This is a genomic window from Pedobacter sp. AC190, from assembly GCF_979258025.1.
The window spans coordinates 478,073-497,599 of record NZ_OZ409824.1 but is presented as its reverse complement, the minus strand read 5'-3'; the positions used below and the strand labels follow the sequence as shown (position 1 = coordinate 497,599).

Below are 19,527 nucleotides of genomic sequence, written 5' to 3'. Positions count from 1 at the left end.
AAAGGGAATGGAAAATAGTGAATTGGAAATGGCTTGAATTACCATCTATTTCCTATTTCCAAATAACCATTACCACTAATATTATGAACAGAATCAAACAACTCTTCGAAACGAAGAAAAATATATTATCAATTTACTATACCGCAGGTTATCCAAATATCGGCGATACTATACAAATAGCCGAGGCTTTAGAAAAGTCGGGTGCAGATATGCTGGAGATTGGTTTCCCATATTCTGATCCAGTTGCTGATGGCCCGGTAATTCAGGCAAGCAGCAAAAAATCTTTAGACCAGGGCATGACGCTGAAAGTACTTTTCGAGCAATTAAAAGACCTGCGTAAAAACGTAACCATTCCTGTTTTATTAATGGGTTATGTAAATCCAGTTTTGCAATTTGGTGTAGAGAACTTTTGTAAAGCTTGTGCCGAAGTTGGCGTTGATGGTTGTATCGTTCCTGATTTGCCAATGGTGGAATATGAGGAGTTTTACCAAACTTGCTTTGAAGAGCACAATTTAAGTAATGTGTTTTTGATTACTCCTCAAACCGCTGAAGAACGCATTCACAAAATTGATGGGCTAACCAATGGGTTTATTTATCTACTTTCTTCGTCAGCAACAACAGGTAAAAACCTGGAAGTAGGGGATACCACAGAAACATACTTTGGCAGAATTAAGAATATGAACCTGAAAAACCCAACGATGATTGGTTTTGGTATTAGCGATAAACAAACTTTTGATAAAGCGTGTTCTTACGCAAATGGAGCGATTATCGGAACGGCATTCGTTAAAGCTATTGAAGACGGGAATATTGAAGAGCGTGTGAGTGATTTTATGAAGAAGTTTAAAGGTTAATGATTTAACCGCAAAGACGCAAAGTTATTCGCAAAGAACACTAAGTTTTGCTGCTTTTCTAGCCCTATAGCTAATTTTAGCGTTTTATTTCAATCGTTGTACTTTATTGTTGGATTTTCGAGCAATAACAATTTTCAAGGTTTTTGTAGTGGGAAAATAGCTTACGTTATACTGTTTCGGTTGGTGAGACACCAACCGATTGATGAATTCCCTTTTCATCATGCTATCTCTATTTGGAGGGGCAGGGCAACGTCATTAACTTAAGTGAAAACAAAAAAGAATTGTCATCCTGAGCGTAGTCGAAGGATAGATTATTTTTTGTTTTCCGACAATTGACCAGGTCTTCGACTACGCTCAGACGGACAGCATTTGTGCGTAGTTAATGACGTTTCGGTTGGTGAGACACCAATCGATAGAAAGAATTGTCATCCTGAGCGTAGTCGAAGGATAGATTGTTTTTTGTTTTCCGAAAATTGAACAGGTCTTCGACTACGCTCAGGCGGACAACATTTGTACGTAGTTAATGACGTTTCGGTCGGTGAGACACCAACCGATAGAAAGAACTATTTAAACCAATCCTCATAATGCATTTCGAACTTTACTTCTCCTTTATTTACCATACCGACATTTTTCCAGCCTTGTAATTCATAAAATTTTTCCGCCTTTGTATTGGGCGCAGTTCCCAACCAAACTTTTTCTTTTGTTTGATTGAAGTACCAATCCATCATTAAGCGATGCAGTTCTTTGCCGATGCCTTTACCTTCAAATTCTGGTCGAAGGAAAAGTGCCCAAATGTTGTGCTCTTTCAAATCAACAATAGAGAAGCCAACTATTTCTTCTTCAACTTCACAAACCCAACCTTTGCCACGTTGGGTTATGAATTCTTCGCAATCGGCATCGGTTACAAGTGCTGGGTTGGATAACGTGTTTTCTTTGACGGTATGTCGAACAATTTGTATTTGAGGGATGTCGGTTGTTGTGGCTTCACGATAAATCATAAACGAATATAAAGTTTTGGGTAAGGATTTACGCTAAGAGAGAATAAATGTTTTTGTCCTGACCGGACGGGCCTTTTTCTTTTTGATGTCAAAAAGAAGCAAAAAACACCGGCTGAAAATTTTTGTTTTGAAGTTTCTACTTTGGCGTGGATAGTGCACCCCCAAAAATTTGTTAGGCCGGATTTTAGCGAAACGGGGATAGAGTGGTAAGGCTTAGTTGGATAGAAAGACAATTTGGATAGGCGGAGAGTTGTTAATAAATCGTCATTTCGACCGAAGCGGAGAAATCTTTTAAATTTGTCGGTACAGTTTAAAAGATTTCGTAGTTCTGTTACCGATGTAAAATTGGTATAAGGTGCACCATTTGAAATGACAACCGTCTTGAATAGCAAAATGTATTAAACACCCCGCCCTGCGGGCACCCCTCTGAGAGAGGGGAATTGCAAAATGCATAAAAACTTTGAGGGATTGGGGGTGGTTTGTTGTAGATAGCAAATTGCCCAAGTTATCTAAACCCGACCGAAATGGAAATACTTTTTTATTGCAATTATCTTAAACATGCTGTCATGCTGAGGCACGAAGCATCTGCAAGCGATGGAAACGACTAATTTCATTACATGCACAACAGAATCTAAAAAAGATTGTAATAAAGGGCGGGACTTCCGTTTCAAAAAGACTACAGTTATTGCTTTCCAAAAAAGAAAAATTGTCTGCTTGTCATGAATTTTAAGAGGCTGCAAAAAACTCAAGATAAAAATCTACCAAACAAATGCTATTTTAAATGCTGTAAACGACCTTTTTGAAGGAGAAAATTCTATTTGACAATAGCATGATTGTTGATTTCTGAAATGGTTCTACATTTGCTTAACGGTGTTAGATTATTTACACTTAATAATTCCAGTCATGGGAAGTAAAGAAAGAATTCTACGTTTAAAAGAAGAAACCAGAACCAGTATTCTGGATGCAGCCTTGAACATTGTTCAAACGGAAGGTTGGCAGGCTTTGAGTATGCGTAAAATTGCCGACCAGATTGAATATACTGCGCCAATTATTTATGAATATTTCCCGAATAAGGAAGGTATTTTATTGGAGCTAACCAGAAGAGGATACCAAATCTTAGGTAAAGATATTCGCGAAGCTCGTGATCAACATGGTAACGCTGCAGACCAAATGGAAGCCATGTGGGTTGCTTATTGGAACTTCGCTTTTTCTCATAAAGAATTTTACCAACTGATGTATGGTGTTGATATGGTTTGCTGCACGGTGAAAAATTCTATGCAGGAAGCTGAACAAGTGTCGAATATGTTGGGTGATGTAATTGAATCTTTGTTCGAAAAGAAACCCGTATCTGAAAACGACATCTGCATGAAGTACTATACTTATTGGTCGATTATTCATGGTTTGATTTCGATTAACCTGGTTAGGCCAAATGGTAGAACAACTGACGAACTTAACCAACAAATTTTGAAAGACGCTATTAAGGGAATTACTTTATCTATTAACAGCTAAACTTTTTTTTAAATCTACCATTTAACACTGTTAGATTATTTATACACTTTAAATCCACAATAAATTATAATCATATGAATGCTATCCATCGCTTGTTTATTTTACTTAACACTGTTAAACGGTTTAATCAGGTTAAGTCTATGTTAATTATTTTTTCTCTCTCTATAATTCTGGTAAGCTGTAAATCATCTCCAGATCAAGCTGCTGCCGCACCGCCGCCACCAGTTTTACCTGTAAGTTTGATCAGCGAAAGCTCGCAAACAACTTATATCGATTATCCAGCAGCTATTCAAGGTGCTGTTGATATTGATATTCGTCCGCAAGTTAGCGGTTATTTACAAAGTGTTTTGGTTAACGAAGGTGCTTATGTAACGGCTGGACAAACACTTTTCAAAATCAATGAAAACCCTTACCGCGAAGCTTTAAATAATGCTAAAGCTAGTTTGCATGCTGCTGAAGCTGCTATTTTAAATGCTCAGTTAGAAGTAGATAAATTAACGCCTTTAGTACAAAATAAAGTAGTATCTGATTTCCAGTTAAAAACTGCCAAAACCGCTTATAAAATTGCTCAAGCTAATGCAGAGCAAGCGAAAGCGAGTGTTGCTTCGGCCCAAATTAATTTGGGTTACACCAATGTTAAGGCTACGGTGAGCGGTTATATCGGTCGTATTCCAAAGAAACAAGGAAGTTTGGTTTCGCCAACTGATCAGGCTGCTTTAACGCAATTATCAGATATTCATGAAGTGCATGTTTATTTCTCTTTGGCTGAAAATGATTTCAACAATTTCAACGCCAACTATCCTGGTAAATCGCCAGCTGATAGGATTAAACACTTACCAGCTGTTGAGTTGCTTTTATCGGATAATACTACTTATCCAATTAAAGGCAAGATCGATATGATTGACGGACAGTTTGATAAAAATACTGGCGCTATTACTTTAAGAGCAAGTTTCCCGAATGCAAACGGAACATTACGTTCTGGAAATACGGGTAAAGTTCGTTTAGGTTTATTACATGATGATGCCATATTGATTCCGCAAGCTGCTACTGTAGAAATGCAGGATAAAGTTTTCGTTTTTGCAGTAAGCAAAGACAATAAAGTGAGCAAAATGCCTATTACGGTTATCGGTAAAAGTGGCAACAATTATTTAGTAAAAGATGGTGTAAAATCTGGCGATCAAATTGTGTTGAGCGGTTTAGACCGTTTGCAAGAAGGACAGGTGATTACGCCTGAAAAAGGAACTGATAAGGCAGCAAAGTTGTAGCTGAAAGACTAAAGCGGAAAGCTAGTTGAAAGTTAAAAGTAAAAGGTTTAAAGATCAAAGCTCAAATACTAAAGCTTAAAGCATATTACAAGAACAAAAAATAAAATAAAAACAAAATGTTCAAGATATTTATACAAAGACCAGTATTGGCAACTGTTATCTCCATCTTATTGGTGATATTAGGTGTACTTGGTTTAACGAAACTGCCTTTACAACAGTTTCCTGATATTGCGCCACCATCTGTTTTGGTAACGGCGGTTTATCCTGGTGCGAATGCCGAAACTGTTTTACGTTCGGTTGCGCCATCGCTTGAAGAATCCATTAATGGGGTAGAAAACATGACTTACATGAGTTCTACAGCTAGTAATGATGGTTCGTTAGCTATTACCGTTTTCTTTAAATTGGGTACTAACGCCGATCAGGCAGCGGTTAATGTTCAGAATCGGGTAGCACAAGCTACGAGTCAGTTACCAGCAGAAGTGGTTCAGCAGGGCGTAACTACAGCGAAACAACAGAATAGTTTTATTATGGCTATTGGTTTGTACACAGAAGATGAATCGAAATACGATCAGACTTTCGTAGCCAATTATGCGCAAATCAATATTATTCCAGAGATTAAACGTATTCCAGGTGTAGGTTCTGCGGCTATTTTTGGTGGTGTTAAAGATTATTCGATGCGTGTTTGGTTAAACCCAACACAAATGACTACTTATAAGGTTACCCCGAATGAGGTGATGAAAGCCATTCAGGATAAAAGCTTGGAGGCTGCGCCGGGTAAATTTGGTGAGAAAAGTAAGGAAGTTTTCGAATATGTAATTAAATACAAAGGTAAATTAACCAAACCAGAAGAATATGAAAATATAGCTATACGTGCCAATGCAGATGGTTCTATTTTACATTTGAAAGATGTAGCAAGAGTAGAATTAGGTGCATATTCTTACAACAGTATTACGCGTATCAATGGTAAAAAAGCCATTGTAATTGGTATTATTCAATTGGCTGGCTCTAACTCGAATGATATTCAGGTGGCGATTAATAAGCTGATGGAGAAATCAGAGAAAAGTTTTCCAGCGGGGATAAAAAAGAATATTTTTTATAGTACAAAGGTTGCCTTAGATCAATCTATAGAGCAGGTAGAACACACATTGGTTGAAGCTTTTATTCTGGTTTTCATTGTAGTGTTCTTATTCCTACAGGATTTCAGATCAACCTTAATTCCTGCTATTGCGGTTCCAGTAGCTATTCTGGGTACATTTTTCTTTATGCAGTTATTCGGTTTCTCTATTAACTTACTGACTTTGTTCGCCTTGATTTTGGCCATTGGTATTGTTGTGGATGACGCGATTGTGGTCGTCGAGGCGGTGCACGCCAAGATGGAACACAAAGGTTTGGCACCAAAAGCAGCCACGCACGAAGCGATGCATGAAATTACAGGTGCAATTATTTCGATTACTTTAGTAATGGCCGCAGTGTTTTTACCCGTTGGTTTTATGGAGGGTTCTACAGGTGTTTTCTATCGCCAGTTTGCCTTTACCATGGCTATTGCGATCGTGATTTCAGCGGTTAACGCTTTAACTTTAAGTCCTGCTTTGGCTGCTTTATTTCTTAAAGATAACCATTCTTCACCTAGTGAAAAACCTGAGCAGAAATCAAACTTCAAACAAAGATTCTTCAACGGATTTAACCACAGTTTTAATTCCCTTACCAATCGTTATGTTGGCGGTTTGAAGTTTTTGGTTCGTCATAAATGGTTGAGCATGGGCGGTTTAGTGCTGATTACTTTAGCTACCGTTTTCATGGTAAAAACCACACCTGCAGGATTTATTCCAACAGAAGACCAGGGTTTTATCGCCATTGCGGTAAATACGCCATCGGGTACATCATTAGAGGGCACACAAAAAGTAATGACAGAAGCGGAAACTTTATTAAGCAAGTTAGATGCTTCAAGAGATGTAACGGCTATTTCAGGTTTCAACTTATTAACCAATTCTACCAGTCCATCTTCAGCTGTGGTTTTCGTATTGTTAAAGCCAAATGAAGAGCGTGGCGCAGTAAAAAACATCGAAGAGATCATGAATCAGGTTCGTGGTAAACTGGGTGGTATTACCGGCGGTAGTTTCTTCGTATTCAGTTTTCCAACGGTACCTGGTTTTAGTAATGTGGAAGCCTTAGATATGGTTCTCCAAGATAAAACTGGCGGTAAGCTGGATAAATTTAGCGGAATCTCTCAGCAATTTATTGGAGAATTAATGAAGCGCCCAGAAATAGCAGTAGCTTTTACCAGTTTTAAAGCCGATTATCCACAATTGCAATTGGATATCAACGACGAAAAAGCTGACCAATTGGGTGTAAATGTGAAAGACATTTTGCAAACCATGCAAACTTATTTCGGTAGTGCACAGGCATCAGATTTTAACCGCTTCGGTAAATATTACCGTGTTGTTGTTCAGGCTGATGTTCAGGATCGGGCAGACCCATCATCAATCGACCGTGTTTTTGTGAAAAGTAACCGTGGCGAAATGGTACCTATTAATACGCTGGTAAAATTGAGTCGTATTTATGGTTCAGAAACGGCTTCGAGATACAATCTGTTTAATTCGATTTCAATTAACGCGATTCCGAAACCAGGTTTTAGTTCTGGCCAGGCGATTAAGGCAATCGAAGAAGTGGCTGAGAAACATTTGCCATCTGGTTACAGTTACGAATTCTCTGGTCAAACCCGTGAAGAAATTTCTTCTGGTGGCCAATCGACCGTGATTTTCTTATTGTGTCTGGTATTTATTTACTTCCTGCTTTCGGCACAGTATGAAAGTTATATTCTGCCTCTTTCGGTAATCTTATCGATCCCAGCAGGTATATTCGGTGTATTTGTTGCCATTGGTTTAACAGGTATTCAAAATAATATTTATGTACAGGTTGCGCTGATTATGCTGATCGGATTGCTGGCTAAGAACGCGATTCTGATTGTAGAATTTGCGGTTCAACGGAGAAGAAGCGGACAACCATTGGTTGCATCGGCATTGGAAGCTGCTAAATCGAGGTTGCGTCCGATTATTATGACGTCATTGGCTTTTATCGTTGGTTTAATTCCGATGATGGGCGCTACAGGTCCGTCGGCACAAGGTAACCACTCGATCAGTATTGGTGCAGCGGGAGGAATGATTTCGGGCGTAGTTTTAGGTTTGTTTATCATCCCGGTACTCTTTGTCATCTTCCAGGCTTTACAAGAAAAAATATCAAGAAAATCAGATGAGGTTGTTCCTCATCATGAAGAAGAACTTATAATTAAAGAAGTTTATGAAACGGTTTAATATTTTAAGCATCCTGCTTTTTGCTTTAATCTGGAGCGGATGTTCAGTATCTAAAGATTTAGCTTTACCACAGAGTTTGGCGCCAAAAATGTTTAGAAATTCAATGCCAAAAGATTCTTCAAGTGTGGGTGATTTGCCTTTGAAGAGTTTTATCAACGACCTCACCGTACAGAATTTAATTGATACGGCTTTGGTTAAGAATTACGATATGCAAATTGCATTGAAAAATATCGATGCGGCTGAAGTATTGTTTAAACAATCCAAATTGGGTTATTTACCTGAGTTAAAGTTACAGGTGGCGGCAAGTTCAAGCCGCCCGTCTGACAACAGTTTAAACGGCTTAAGCTTAAATCAGTTTACAGGTTCAACACATATAGAAGATTATAATGCCAACCTTGGCTTACTTTGGGAAGCTGATATCTGGGGAAAAATCCGTAATCAAAAAGCTGGTGCTTTAGCCAGTTTTTTGCAAACCGAAGAGGCACGTAAAGCGGTTCAAACTCGTTTGGTTTCTAATGTTGCGCAAGGCTATTATAATTTGTTGATGCTTGATGCTCAATTAGAAATCGCCAAGAAGAATTTAAAACTGAACGATAGTACTTTAAGGATTATCAATTTACAATTTGATGCTGGTCAGGTTACTTCATTAGCAATCCAGCAGGCTGAGGCGCAGCAGTTAAATGCGGCACAATTAATTCCTCGCCTGGAGCAAAATGTTGCTTTACAGGAAAATGCTTTGAGCGTGTTGATTGGTACGATGCCAAAGGCGATTAACCGTTCGAATCGTTTAGATAAAATGGCGATTCCACAAGACTTAAATGCTGGGTTCCCATCATCGTTGCTAAGCCGCAGGCCAGATATTAAGTCTGCTGAGTTGGCTTTAAACATAGCAAATGCCAAGGTTGGTGTGGCGAAAGCGAGTTTGTATCCATCTTTAGTGATTACAGCAAGTGGTGGTATCAATTCGTTTAAAGCCAGCAATTGGTTTAATGTGCCTGCCTCGCTCTTCGGCCTGGTTTCCGGTGGAATTACACAGCCCATTTTTCAAAGAGGTCAATTGAAGTCTACGTTAGAACTGGCTAAAATTGACAGGGAGAAAACGGTTATTCAATTCCGTCAATCTGTTATTAATGCGGTAGGAGAGGTTTCTGATGAGTTAACAAAAGTAGAGAAATTGAAAACGCAGTATGGTATCGCTGAAAAAAGAGCTTTGACATTACAACAGGCATCTAAAAATGCAAGTATGTTGTTTAAAAGTGGTATGGCCAACTATTTAGAAGTGATAACGGCTCAGGGTAATTTGTTGCAAAGCGAATTAGAGTTAACAACCATTAAAACTGAACAGTTAAATGCAGTTGTTGGTTTGTACCGCTCTTTGGGTGGTGGCTGGAATTAAGTTCCTGCGTTAACAAAATATTTTAACCACATAAGGAATGTAATGCATTTAAGTCGTTTGACTTATTTGAAATTTATATTTCTTATGTGGTTATTTTTTTGAAATTATTTTAGCCATATAGATATTTAAGAACATATAGGTTGTTTCGCTTATTATTTCTTAATGGTTATATTTTTTCGAAATTATTCTAGCCATATAGACATTTAAGATCATATAGGTTGTTTGGCTTATTATTTCTTAATGGTTATATTTTTTTGAAATTATTCTAGCCATATAGACATTTAAGATCATATAGGTTGTTTCGCTTATTATTTCTTAATGGTTTTTTTAAAATTATTCTAGCCATATAGACATTTAAGAACATATAGGTTGTTTTGGTAATTATTTCTTAATGGTGATATTTTTTTGAAATTATTCTAACCATATAGACATTTAAGATCATATAGATTGTTTGGCTTATTATTTCTTAATGGTTATATTTTTTTGAAAAGCAAAATTAGTGCTCATCGGTTAAGGTAGTCCCGCTTTTTACTGCAAGCTTTTAAAATAGTGGTTTTTCCATACAAACCTGATTTCGAGAAATGGGGAAGCTACCTCTTGGCAAACGGATGGTAATTCAATTTTAAAAGGCTTTCCGTTTTAATCGGGTTTAATTAACTAAGCTTAGTTTTCTTTCCAATTTACTATGATTTTATCCTTTTCAAAAATACAAAACCCACTAAGCCCGAAATAATTGATGCCGTTAATATTGCAAACTTGGCTTCCGAAATATGCAATTCATCACTAAACGAAAGCAGTGAAATAAAAATTGACATGGTGAAGCCGATTCCTGCTATCATACCTAAACCCAAAATGTGTTTCCAGCCTGCGCCAGATGGCAGTTCAGCCCATTTCAGTTTAACAGCTAGCCAACTGAAAAATGTTACCCCAATGGTTTTTCCTGCAAATAAGCCTAAAATAATCCCTAAACCTAAAGGTGATACCAAACCTGAAATCATTTCTTTTTGGAAAGTGATATTAGTATTTGCGAGTGCAAAAATCGGCATGATCAGATAATTAACTGGAGTAGTTAAAAAGTGTTCTAATTTTTCTAAAGGTGACAAAACATCCGTTTCGTTGGTTGGGATCGTAAAAGCAAGTAGTACACCCGCAATAGTTGCATGTATGCCCGAATGGTGAATAAAATACCAAAGAAAAACACCTGGGATTAAATAAAAAACGAGATTCTTTACACCAAAGTAATTCAATAGTATTAATAAGGCCAAAATGCCTGCGGCCATTGCTAAATATTCGAAATGAATTTGACTCGTATAAAATATGGCGATAACCAAAATGGCACCTAAATCGTCAACGATAGCAAGAGCAGCCAAAAATATCTTTAAACTTGTGGGTACGTTTTTACCTAGCATTGCAATGATTGCCAGTGCAAAAGCAATATCAGTAGCCATCGGGATTCCCCAACCTGAACCAGTTTCTGTTCCAACATTAAACAGGAAATAAATTAAAGCAGGAACAAGCATACCGCCCAATGCCGCAATAACTGGAAGTGCTGCGCTTTTAACAGAAGATAGTTCGCCTTCTACCAGTTCACGTTTAATTTCTAAACCAACAAGTAGAAAGAATATTGCCATTAAGGCATCGTTAATCCAAGCTAGAATGCTATAATTAACGGCTCCAAATCCAAGTTTGACTTCCAAAAAGGCTTCGAAACTTTCTTTTGAGGCCGTATTCGCTATTAATAGAGAAATGGCAACGCAAAGCAATAATAAAAAACCACCAACTTGGCCAGATTTGAAGAAACGTTGAAACACTTCGAGATTAATGAGTTTTGCCATAGCGGTAAAAATACCAAAAATAGAGGTATTAGATAGTGAAAAAAGGTGTAAATAGCTTTATGCGTTTTTAATGAGGGTAATATTATAAGAAATCTTCGATATCGCCTTTGCCTTCACGAATAATCTCAAATTCGCCATTTGTGCAATCGATAACGGTAGATGCTTCGTTATCGCCAAAACCACCATCGATTACCAAATCAACCAGGTCTTCGTATTTTTCATGTATTAATTCAGGATCAGTTGAATATTCAATAAGTTCATCATCATCTTTTATGGAAGCAGAAATAATTGGATTCCCTAATTCTTTTACAATACATCGAGCAATGTTATTATCTGGAACACGAATACCGACTGTTTTTTTATTAGAGCTTAACAGTTTAGGTACATTATTATTCGCGTTAAAAATAAAGGTAAATGGACCAGGTAATGCTTTTTTTAAAACCCTGAATGTTGTATTGTCGATAGGCTTAATATAATCTGAGATATGACTTAAATCATGACAAACGAATGAAAAATTTGCTTTTTCAGGTTTTATTCCGCGTATTCTAGCAATTTTTTCTATTGCTTTTGGGTTGGTGATATCGCAACCCAAACCATAAACTGTGTCGGTTGGGTAAATAATTAAACCACCTTTTTTTAACACGTCAACCACTTGCTCTATGGCCTTTTCATTTGGGTTCTCTGGATAAATCTTAATAAGCATAGCGTAAAAATAACAATTTAATGGTGTCAGTTGTTTAATAATACTAATCTTTGTAGAAACAAAACATACGCTAATCTAATTTTATGAGAAAAGCTTTCGTCGCAATTGCCGCATTTTTAGTTGCCCTAACCATTATGTTGGGCGTTTACCAGCCATTTTTATGGTGGACTTTCCTTTTTACTGGCCCATTTGTAATATTAGGCATTTACGATTTATATCAACCTAAACATAGTATTGTACGTAATTATCCAGTTTTTGGTCGTTTAAGATACTTTATGGAAGAATTGCGTCCGAAGGTTTATCAATACTTTGTAGAAAGTGATACTAACGGTACGCCATATAACCGCTTAAATCGTTCTTTAATTTATCAACGAGCAAAGAAAGATAATGATACGATTCCTTTTGGAACACAATTAAATGTTTACGATAACGGATATGAGTGGCTAAGCCATAGTATTGCGGCAATTTCACATCATGAATTAAACTTAGATCCTCGTGTTTTGGTTGGCGGGCCTGAATGCACCAAGCCTTATGCAGCCAGTATTTATAACATATCGGCGATGAGTTTTGGCTCGCTGAGTCAGAATGCTATTTTGGCTTTAAACGGTGGTGCAAAAATGGGCAATTTCGCTCATAACACTGGCGAGGGTGGGATAAGTGATTATCATCGTAAGCCTGGAGGTGATTTAATCTGGCAAATTGGAACGGGTTATTTCGGCTGTCGAAATAACGATGGAACCTTTAATTTTGAAGCTTACGCTGATAGAGCAAAAACTGATCAGGTTAAGATGATTGAAATTAAATTATCTCAGGGAGCAAAACCAGGTCATGGAGGGATGTTGCCAGCCAAAAAAGTTACGGCAGAAGTTGCCAGAATTCGTTTGGTGCCAGAAGGTAAAGATGTTTTGTCGCCACCTGCACATTCCGCATTTAATACACCAATTGGTTTACTGCAGTTTGTAAAAAAGCTAAGAGATTTATCGGGTGGAAAACCTGTTGGCTTTAAACTTTGTATAGGTCGCAAGAGTGAATTTTATGCCATTTGTAAAGCGATGATATCAACTGGAATTCACCCTGACTTTATTACTGTAGATGGGGGCGAAGGCGGAACAGGAGCTGCCCCACAAGAATTTTCTAATTCGGTTGGTATGCCTTTGCGTGAAGGTGTTGCCTTTGTTTATGATGTTTTAACAGGTTTCGATCTAAAGAAAAACATTAAAATTATTGCTTCGGGAAAAGTTGCTACAGGTTTCGATTTAGTTAAAAATATAGCTTTAGGTGCAGATATGTGTAATGCCGCCCGTGGAATGATGTTCGCGTTGGGCTGTATTCAGGCATTAGAATGTAACAGTAATACGTGCCCTACAGGCGTAGCTACACAAGATCAGAGCTTAATGAAAGGTTTAGTTGTAGAAGATAAAACAGTGCGTGTTAAAAATTTCCACAACTTAACGGTTGCAAGTGCTGTAGAATTACTTGGTGCTGCTGGTTTAAGAGAGCCTCAACAGTTAAGTCGTGCTTATATTAATAGAAGGGTTAGTCCGAGTTTAATGCAGTCTTACCTCGAAAGTTTTCCATATATTCCTGCAGGTAGTTTACTTAAAACACCTTATCCATCGCGTTTTGAGTTAGGAATGGCACTAAGTAATGCCGAAAGTTTTGCACCTACAGATTATAAAGTTTCGGCTGTTGATTATGCTCATGCAAACCCATACGGCGATACCATGCATGATGAAGGGCATTAAGTTTAAACAATAAAAAATCTTGAAATAGAAGTTTTGAATTAAAAGATCACGCTGTTTGGTGTCTTTCCTTTCGGGACTTTCAAAATATAAAAAGCCTGTTGAATATTATTTCAACAGGCTTTTTTGTATTGTTAGACTTTCGCTCTCGTCTTTATTCTTTTAATTTAAATCTTAAATTAAAACTCTGCATTTTTAGGGAAACGAGGGAAAGCAATTACATCACGGATGTTAGTCATACCTGTAACAAATAACACCAAACGTTCAAAGCCTAATCCAAAGCCTGAATGTGGAGCAGAACCAAAGCGACGTGTATCCAAATACCAGTCTAGTTCTTCTGTAGATATATCTAACTGATTCATTCTATTAACCAATTTATCTAAACGTTCTTCACGTTGTGAGCCACCAATCATTTCACCGATACCAGGGAATAAAATATCCATCGCTGCTACCGTTTTTCTGCCTTCAGCATCTGGTTCATTCTGACGCATGTAGAAAGATTTAATATCTGCAGGATAATCGGTTAAGATTACTGGTTTTTTAAAGTGTTTTTCAACTAAATAACGCTCGTGTTCACTTTGCAAATCAGCGCCCCACTCATCAATTAAATATTTAAATTGTTTTTTCTGATTTGGTTTAGAAGATTTTAAAATTTTGATTGCCTCTGTATAAGTTAAGCGCTCAAAATCATTTGTTAAACAGAAATCTAATTTCTCTAATAAAGAAAACTCACTGCGTTCGTTTTGTGGTTTTTGTTTATCTTCTTCTGCTAAACGTGTATTTAAAAATTCTAGTTCATCCTTACAGTTATCTAAAGCATATTTAATTACATACTTCATCATATCTTCTGCAAGCTGCATGTTATCTTCTAAGTCTGCAAAGGCAACTTCAGGTTCAATCATCCAGAACTCGGCTAAGTGACGGGTAGTATTCGAGTTTTCCGCTCTGAATGTGGGGCCGAATGTGTAAATCTGTCCGAAAGCCATTGCTGCTAATTCGCCTTCTAACTGACCAGAAACCGTTAAGTTGGTAGCACGGGCGAAGAAATCCTGAGAGAAATCAACTTTTCCATCCTCTGTACGAGGCGTGTTGTCGAAATCTAAAGTAGTTACTTTAAACATCTCACCAGCACCTTCGGCATCACTTGCGGTAATTACTGGAGTATGCATATAAACAAAGCCACGTTCGTTATAAAATTGATGAATGGCAAATGCTAATGCATGACGAACCTTAAAAACTGCATTAAATGTATTGGTACGGAAACGCAGGTGTGCAATTTCACGTAGAAACTCTAAACTGTGTTTTTTAGGTTGCAAAGGAAACTTTTCAGGATCGCTATCGCCTAAAATTTCTACTGAAGTAGCTTTAATTTCTACTGTTTGGCCTTTTCCTAACGATTCGATTAGGTTTCCTGTAGCAGAAATAGCAGCACCAGTGGTAATTCTTTTTAACAGCTCATCGGGTAAATTATTAAAATCGATAACTACCTGGATGTTGCTCATGCAACTTCCATCATTTAAAGCGATAAACTGATTATTTCGGAAAGTTCTAACCCATCCCATAACCGTTACTTCTGTGCCAAATGCAGTCGATTTTAATAAATCTTTAATTTGCTGTCTCTTAATCATATTGTTATTTGTAAAAGCCGCAAATTTAGGAAAAAAAATGTATCGGTTAACAGTTTCCTCTTATCAGTTTCCAGTTTTTTGCAGGAGCCTGTTTCATTGCAAATGTTAAAAAGTTATTTCTCCATCGATTCATCTCTTGCGGCCTTAAATTCCGAGCCATTTTTCCATCCTGGAAAGGTAGTTTCATTACTTAATTTAAAACCTACCGAAAATAAAATATTAGCAATTTGGGTAAAACCACCTACATTAATTTGTTCGGAGTACTCATCTGATGGTTGATGGTATTGTTTCTCATTATAGCTAAGCCTTTGTTCTTGTCCCCATTTAGCGCCATACTCCTTACTATCAAATCCATTTACCAAATCAATCGCTGGCACGCCAACTTTAGCGAAATTAAAATGATCTGATCGGTAGTAACTTCCAGCACTAGGACGCGTATCGCCAACAGCTACTAAATTATTTTCAGTAAGTACGTTAACAATATAGTCTTCAATTTCATTCTGGCCTTTTCCTTTAAGCGATATATCTTTCGTTTCGCCATAAAAACCCAAAGCATCCATATTTAAATTGGCTACCGTTTTATTTAAAGCATAAATTGGGTTTAGCGCATAATATTCTGAGCCTAATAAGCCTTGCTCTTCTCCTGTAACCGCAAGAAAAATTATAGAACGCTCTGGTTTTTCTTTCTTATCCTGAAAAGCTTTGGCAATAGCCAGCATCGCTGCAACGCCGCTTGCATTATCTACAGCACCATTATAAATCGAATCGCCGTTTACCTTTGGTCCAATACCTAAATGATCCCAGTGAGCGGTGTAAATTATCGTTTCGTCAGGTCGTTTGGTGCCTTTAATTCTGCCGATTACGTTTTGAGATGTTGAGTATTTAAATTTATTACTTAGGCCAACTGTAACAGATTGTTTTAATTCTACCGCTTTAAAATCTTTCTTACGAGCGTATTCGCGAATATCGCCAGTTATTCCAGCGTTTGCCAATAATTTTGTAGCTGCGTTTTCTGTCATCCAACCTTCTAATTTACATCTCGATCTATGTTTGTCTTTGTCTTGCAGATATAAACGAGCACCTGTATTACTGTTTGTAACAACCGACCAGCCGTAACTTGCTGGTTCTGTTTGGTGTATAATAATAATTCCTGTGGCACCTTGCCTTGTTGCTTCTTCAAATTTGTAAGTCCAGCGCCCATAATAAGTCATGGTATCGCCTCTGAAAACCGTTTTATCTTTTGATTTAAAGCCTGGGTCGCTGATTAAAACTACAACTGTTTTCCCTTTAACATCGAGGTTTTTATAATCGTTCCATTTAAATTCTGGCGCTACAATACCATAGCCTGCAAATACCAATGGCGAATTTTTAAGTTGAATGGTGTCTTGTTCTCGTCGGGTAAAGGCAACAAAATCTTCAACAGCCTTTAAGCTAAATTTTCCGTTTTTGCCCGAAATTTCCATCGTGGTCGATGGGGTAGAAGTCACCTCAACCATTGGTACTTTTTGAATATAACTGTCACCGTTGCCTGGTTCAACACCAACTTTTTTTAGTTCAGCAGAAATGTAATTAACCGTTTTGGTTTCGCCAACTGTAAAAGGACGACGCCCTTGCAGCGAGTCGTTAGCCAGTACAGCAATGTGCGATTTAATAGTTTGAGCCTCAATGTTGCCCAATTTTGTCGACTCATCTTTTTGCTTACAAGCTGGTAATGCCGAAAGGGCTACTAAAGCAGTAAAGCAGGTGTTTAAAGTTTTCATAGTAATTTATTAAAAAAGAAAAGTATGAAATAAAATTTAAAATCATTTCTCTCATATTTTTATTCAGGGAAAAAGAATGCTTTTTTAAATATTAAGAAGCGCAATATTTGTGCTGCTTGGGTTACTTCAGTCCCGCCAATGCTGCAATCTTTTGGTTAATGGTTTAGAGAAATTGAGAAGTTTGTGCTGCCAAAAGTATTTCCGCTAATGTCGGGGCTATTTGGCAATTCTGCTGCTAACCGTAAAATCCAATATCTTTTTGATTTGAAAAAATCACCTTTGAAAATCTGGGTTGTACCGAAAACCTTTAAAGTTTTTGAAAATGATGATGGATTAATCTAGCATAACGCAATCCTAATTTTAATAGTTTTACCAGCCAAAGTATTATAAACCTGATAGAGCCAAATAGCCCGCATCCCATTTTTTTGGGTGCGGCTATAGGTGATAGCAGGACTGAAATTGCCAAATGTGTTTTGCATTCGTTTTCAAATCCATTTTTAAATTATAATCGCAGATTAAGGACTAAAATTAAGAATTAAGCAATCTACTGTTGTTGTTGCTGCTGAATTGCCTCCATATATTGCTGGTAACTATTCTGTTTTCTACTGGCTGTTATCGTTGCAGATGGTTTTGGGTAATTAACTTCTTTAGGCTGAAAGTAATTTTCGTTATCATTAAAATCTTCATCGTTATAACCCACCGAAACATTAACCTCCATGATGTGTTCAAAGCCACCTTTGTAAACGCCTTTAACAGGAGAGCAATCGGCAAAATTTCGCCCAACGGCTAAACGAACATGGTTTTCGTTGGCGATACAATTATTTGTGGGATCTAAGCCTAACCAGCCATATTCTGGTAAATATGCTTCGGCCCAGGCGTGTGTTGCCCCTTCGCCACGCATACCATCTCTGTTCGGACAAATGTAGCCACTTACATATCTTGCGGGGATTCCTGTTAATCGCAACATGGCTGTAAGTACATGAGCAAAATCCTGACAAACGCCAGCTTTCAGCTTCATGATTTCTTCGATTGTGGTATCTACAGCCGTTATTCCTTTTATATATTCGAAAGAGTTGAAAACGTATGCACAGTATTTAATAGCCGTTTGATATGGTGTGTCGTCATCGCTTTTTATACTTAATGCCGTTTCTTTGAGCTGTGCCATGCCTTCGAAAGCCTCTTGGCGCAGGTAATCGATATAAGGAACTTCATATTTAATTGCATCTAAACTATGCCATTGTTCGCTGCTAAACATATCATCTTGTGGCAATAATTTAGGAAAAGTTTCTACGCTTACTTTCGAAAATATTTTTAATTGATTATGGGGTTCATTTTGGGTAAAAGTACCAACCTCATTCCCATAATAATCTATAAAAATTTCAATTTCTGGGCTTCCAGAGATATTTAAATCATGTTGTACTACTTTTTGAAAATCGTCTTTTATCGGGAATAAGATAATTTGATTTGCACTGTCTCTAACAGGCAATTCGTATTTGTAGTTGGTAATGTGTTTAATTTTGAAAATTGGCATAAATGCTTTCGTTTATTCGATTTATATTTGGACTAATCGAGATGATTAATTTACTATGAATTTGCAAAGTAATATTCATTTAAAGAGTTACCTATGCCGAAAAGCTCGGCTCTAATCTGGGTTAAATAATCATGCAATTGCGATTCGCCCATTGTATTTACCGAACTGTAGGTAATCATGCTTCGCAGGCGGCCAATTTTAAACGATAAATTATTGTAATGTTCGATGTTGTTTTCGCTCTTCAGACGCCCAAAATAACGTTCTATATTATTCATGGAGTAAAGGGCCGAACGAGGGAAATCGTTATTAAGCATAACTAATTCGATTATGTTTTTTGCATCAAAACCCTGGCGATAAGTTTTTAAATATAATTCGTAGCCGCCTAAAGAGAGGAGTAAATGTTTCCAATAGGCAATGTCTGTTAACAAATCGGGATTGGTGCTAATCGAACTAAACTTAATATCCAATATATCTACCGATTGAATGCTTCGCTCCAGGTGTTTGCCTATTTTCATAAAGCTGCGGCTTTCACCGCGTTCCATTGCGCTATCTGCTGTGCCATGATAAAGCATAACTTGTTTAATTAAAATATCTAATGCCGTAATTGGATCGTCTTTCTGTACATACCACAATAGTTTTTCGTCTTTAACGGTGTGGTAGTATTCGTTTAAACATTGCCATAAATCTTTCGGAATGTGTTCTTGTACACTTCTAGCATTTTCGCGGGCCAGGGTTATAATGTTTAAAATTGAATTCGGGTTATCTCTGTTTAATAAAAGATATTCGATAACAGCACGACTATCGTGCTGAATGTTTAGCAATTCATTTTCATCATCAGAAGAAAAAATCCGTATTACGGGTTTCCAGGTAAATTCCTGAATGGTATCTTGAGATGAGGCATAATTTATTTTTAACATGCGCAACATACCATCGCTACGCTCTACATATCTGCTTAACCAATATAAGCTCGATGCTACTCTACTTAACATATTCGTATT

At 37.3% G+C, this 19,527-nt stretch carries 13 protein-coding genes; 6 read left to right on the top strand and 7 right to left on the bottom strand.

Translation table 11 applies throughout. From position 1 onward, the window contains the following. Positions 1 to 83 precede the first annotated feature (83 nt). Positions 84 to 851 carry a tryptophan synthase subunit alpha gene (gene trpA, locus ACZZZI_RS02235; RefSeq protein ID WP_463488480.1) on the top strand — a complete coding sequence of 256 codons (768 nt, stop codon included), beginning with the start codon at positions 84 to 86 and terminating at the stop codon, positions 849 to 851. 563 nt (positions 852 to 1,414) lie between these two features. On the opposite strand, the gene ACZZZI_RS02230 is transcribed toward trpA, so the two are convergent. Further along, positions 1,415 to 1,849, bottom strand: coding sequence for a GNAT family N-acetyltransferase (locus tag ACZZZI_RS02230; protein ID WP_316760971.1), 435 nt, complete (start codon positions 1,847 to 1,849; stop codon positions 1,415 to 1,417). 903 nt (positions 1,850 to 2,752) lie between these two features. Between ACZZZI_RS02230 and ACZZZI_RS02225 the strand changes: the two genes are divergently transcribed. The 4 genes from ACZZZI_RS02225 to ACZZZI_RS02210 all read left to right on the top strand — a co-directional run bounded on the left by ACZZZI_RS02225 (position 2,753) and on the right by ACZZZI_RS02210 (position 9,330). Beyond that, on the top strand, positions 2,753 to 3,358 hold the full coding sequence (locus ACZZZI_RS02225) for a TetR/AcrR family transcriptional regulator (protein WP_316760973.1): 606 nt from the start codon (positions 2,753 to 2,755) through the stop codon (positions 3,356 to 3,358). 74 nt (positions 3,359 to 3,432) lie between these two features. Continuing rightward, positions 3,433 to 4,623, top strand: a complete 1,191-nt coding sequence (locus tag ACZZZI_RS02220) for an efflux RND transporter periplasmic adaptor subunit (protein ID WP_316760975.1) — start codon at positions 3,433 to 3,435, stop codon at positions 4,621 to 4,623. Positions 4,624 to 4,739: 116 nt separating this feature from the next. Further along, positions 4,740 to 7,934, top strand: coding sequence for an efflux RND transporter permease subunit (locus ACZZZI_RS02215; RefSeq protein WP_316760977.1), 3,195 nt, complete (start codon positions 4,740 to 4,742; stop codon positions 7,932 to 7,934). Further along, positions 7,921 to 9,330 (top strand): TolC family protein, encoded by a 1,410-nt coding sequence (locus ACZZZI_RS02210; protein ID WP_316760979.1) that lies wholly within the window; start codon positions 7,921 to 7,923, stop codon positions 9,328 to 9,330. The genes ACZZZI_RS02215 and ACZZZI_RS02210 overlap by 14 nt, the downstream gene beginning before the upstream one ends. A 683-nt stretch (positions 9,331 to 10,013) precedes the next feature. Here ACZZZI_RS02210 and nhaA read toward each other — a convergent pair. Both nhaA and ACZZZI_RS02200 read right to left on the bottom strand, forming a co-directional pair. Next, positions 10,014 to 11,165, bottom strand: a complete 1,152-nt coding sequence (nhaA, locus tag ACZZZI_RS02205; protein WP_316760983.1) for a Na+/H+ antiporter NhaA — start codon at positions 11,163 to 11,165, stop codon at positions 10,014 to 10,016. 82 nt (positions 11,166 to 11,247) lie between these two features. After that, positions 11,248 to 11,868 (bottom strand): L-threonylcarbamoyladenylate synthase, encoded by a 621-nt coding sequence (locus tag ACZZZI_RS02200; RefSeq protein ID WP_316760984.1) that lies wholly within the window; start codon positions 11,866 to 11,868, stop codon positions 11,248 to 11,250. Between the two features lie 83 nt (positions 11,869 to 11,951). Between ACZZZI_RS02200 and ACZZZI_RS02195 the strand changes: the two genes are divergently transcribed. Next, the gene (locus ACZZZI_RS02195; RefSeq protein WP_316760985.1) at positions 11,952 to 13,613 is read left to right on the top strand and encodes an FMN-binding glutamate synthase family protein; all 1,662 of its coding nucleotides are present in this window, start codon (positions 11,952 to 11,954) and stop codon (positions 13,611 to 13,613) included. A gap of 176 nt (positions 13,614 to 13,789) precedes the next feature. On the opposite strand, the gene asnS is transcribed toward ACZZZI_RS02195, so the two are convergent. The 4 genes from asnS to ACZZZI_RS02175 form a co-directional block, all read right to left on the bottom strand. Continuing rightward, entirely contained in the window at positions 13,790 to 15,238 is a 1,449-nt protein-coding gene (gene asnS, locus ACZZZI_RS02190) for an asparagine--tRNA ligase (RefSeq protein ID WP_316760986.1), read from the bottom strand. Between the two features lie 113 nt (positions 15,239 to 15,351). Beyond that, positions 15,352 to 16,998, bottom strand: a complete 1,647-nt coding sequence (locus tag ACZZZI_RS02185) for a M28 family metallopeptidase (RefSeq protein WP_463488479.1) — start codon at positions 16,996 to 16,998, stop codon at positions 15,352 to 15,354. 544 nt (positions 16,999 to 17,542) lie between these two features. After that, positions 17,543 to 18,529: a transglutaminase family protein gene (locus ACZZZI_RS02180; RefSeq protein ID WP_316760988.1), complete on the bottom strand. Its 987-nt coding sequence runs from the start codon at positions 18,527 to 18,529 to the stop codon at positions 17,543 to 17,545. A 53-nt stretch (positions 18,530 to 18,582) separates the two neighbouring features. Next, positions 18,583 to 19,518, bottom strand: a complete 936-nt coding sequence (locus tag ACZZZI_RS02175; protein WP_316760990.1) for an alpha-E domain-containing protein — start codon at positions 19,516 to 19,518, stop codon at positions 18,583 to 18,585. Positions 19,519 to 19,527 lie beyond the last annotated feature (9 nt).

Coding starts and splice junctions, on each gene's coding strand:
- trpA (WP_463488480.1), top strand. CDS start 84: ATGAACAGAATCAAACAACTCTTCGAAACGAAGAAAAATATATTATCA.
- ACZZZI_RS02225 (WP_316760973.1), top strand. CDS start 2,753: ATGGGAAGTAAAGAAAGAATTCTACGTTTAAAAGAAGAAACCAGAACC.
- ACZZZI_RS02185 (WP_463488479.1), bottom strand. CDS start 16,998: ATGAAAACTTTAAACACCTGCTTTACTGCTTTAGTAGCCCTTTCGGCA.
- ACZZZI_RS02180 (WP_316760988.1), bottom strand. CDS start 18,529: ATGCCAATTTTCAAAATTAAACACATTACCAACTACAAATACGAATTG.
- ACZZZI_RS02200 (WP_316760984.1), bottom strand. CDS start 11,868: ATGCTTATTAAGATTTATCCAGAGAACCCAAATGAAAAGGCCATAGAG.
- ACZZZI_RS02195 (WP_316760985.1), top strand. CDS start 11,952: ATGAGAAAAGCTTTCGTCGCAATTGCCGCATTTTTAGTTGCCCTAACC.
- ACZZZI_RS02220 (WP_316760975.1), top strand. CDS start 3,433: ATGAATGCTATCCATCGCTTGTTTATTTTACTTAACACTGTTAAACGG.
- ACZZZI_RS02175 (WP_316760990.1), bottom strand. CDS start 19,518: ATGTTAAGTAGAGTAGCATCGAGCTTATATTGGTTAAGCAGATATGTA.
- nhaA (WP_316760983.1), bottom strand. CDS start 11,165: ATGGCAAAACTCATTAATCTCGAAGTGTTTCAACGTTTCTTCAAATCT.
- asnS (WP_316760986.1), bottom strand. CDS start 15,238: ATGATTAAGAGACAGCAAATTAAAGATTTATTAAAATCGACTGCATTT.
- ACZZZI_RS02210 (WP_316760979.1), top strand. CDS start 7,921: ATGAAACGGTTTAATATTTTAAGCATCCTGCTTTTTGCTTTAATCTGG.
- ACZZZI_RS02215 (WP_316760977.1), top strand. CDS start 4,740: ATGTTCAAGATATTTATACAAAGACCAGTATTGGCAACTGTTATCTCC.
- ACZZZI_RS02230 (WP_316760971.1), bottom strand. CDS start 1,849: ATGATTTATCGTGAAGCCACAACAACCGACATCCCTCAAATACAAATT.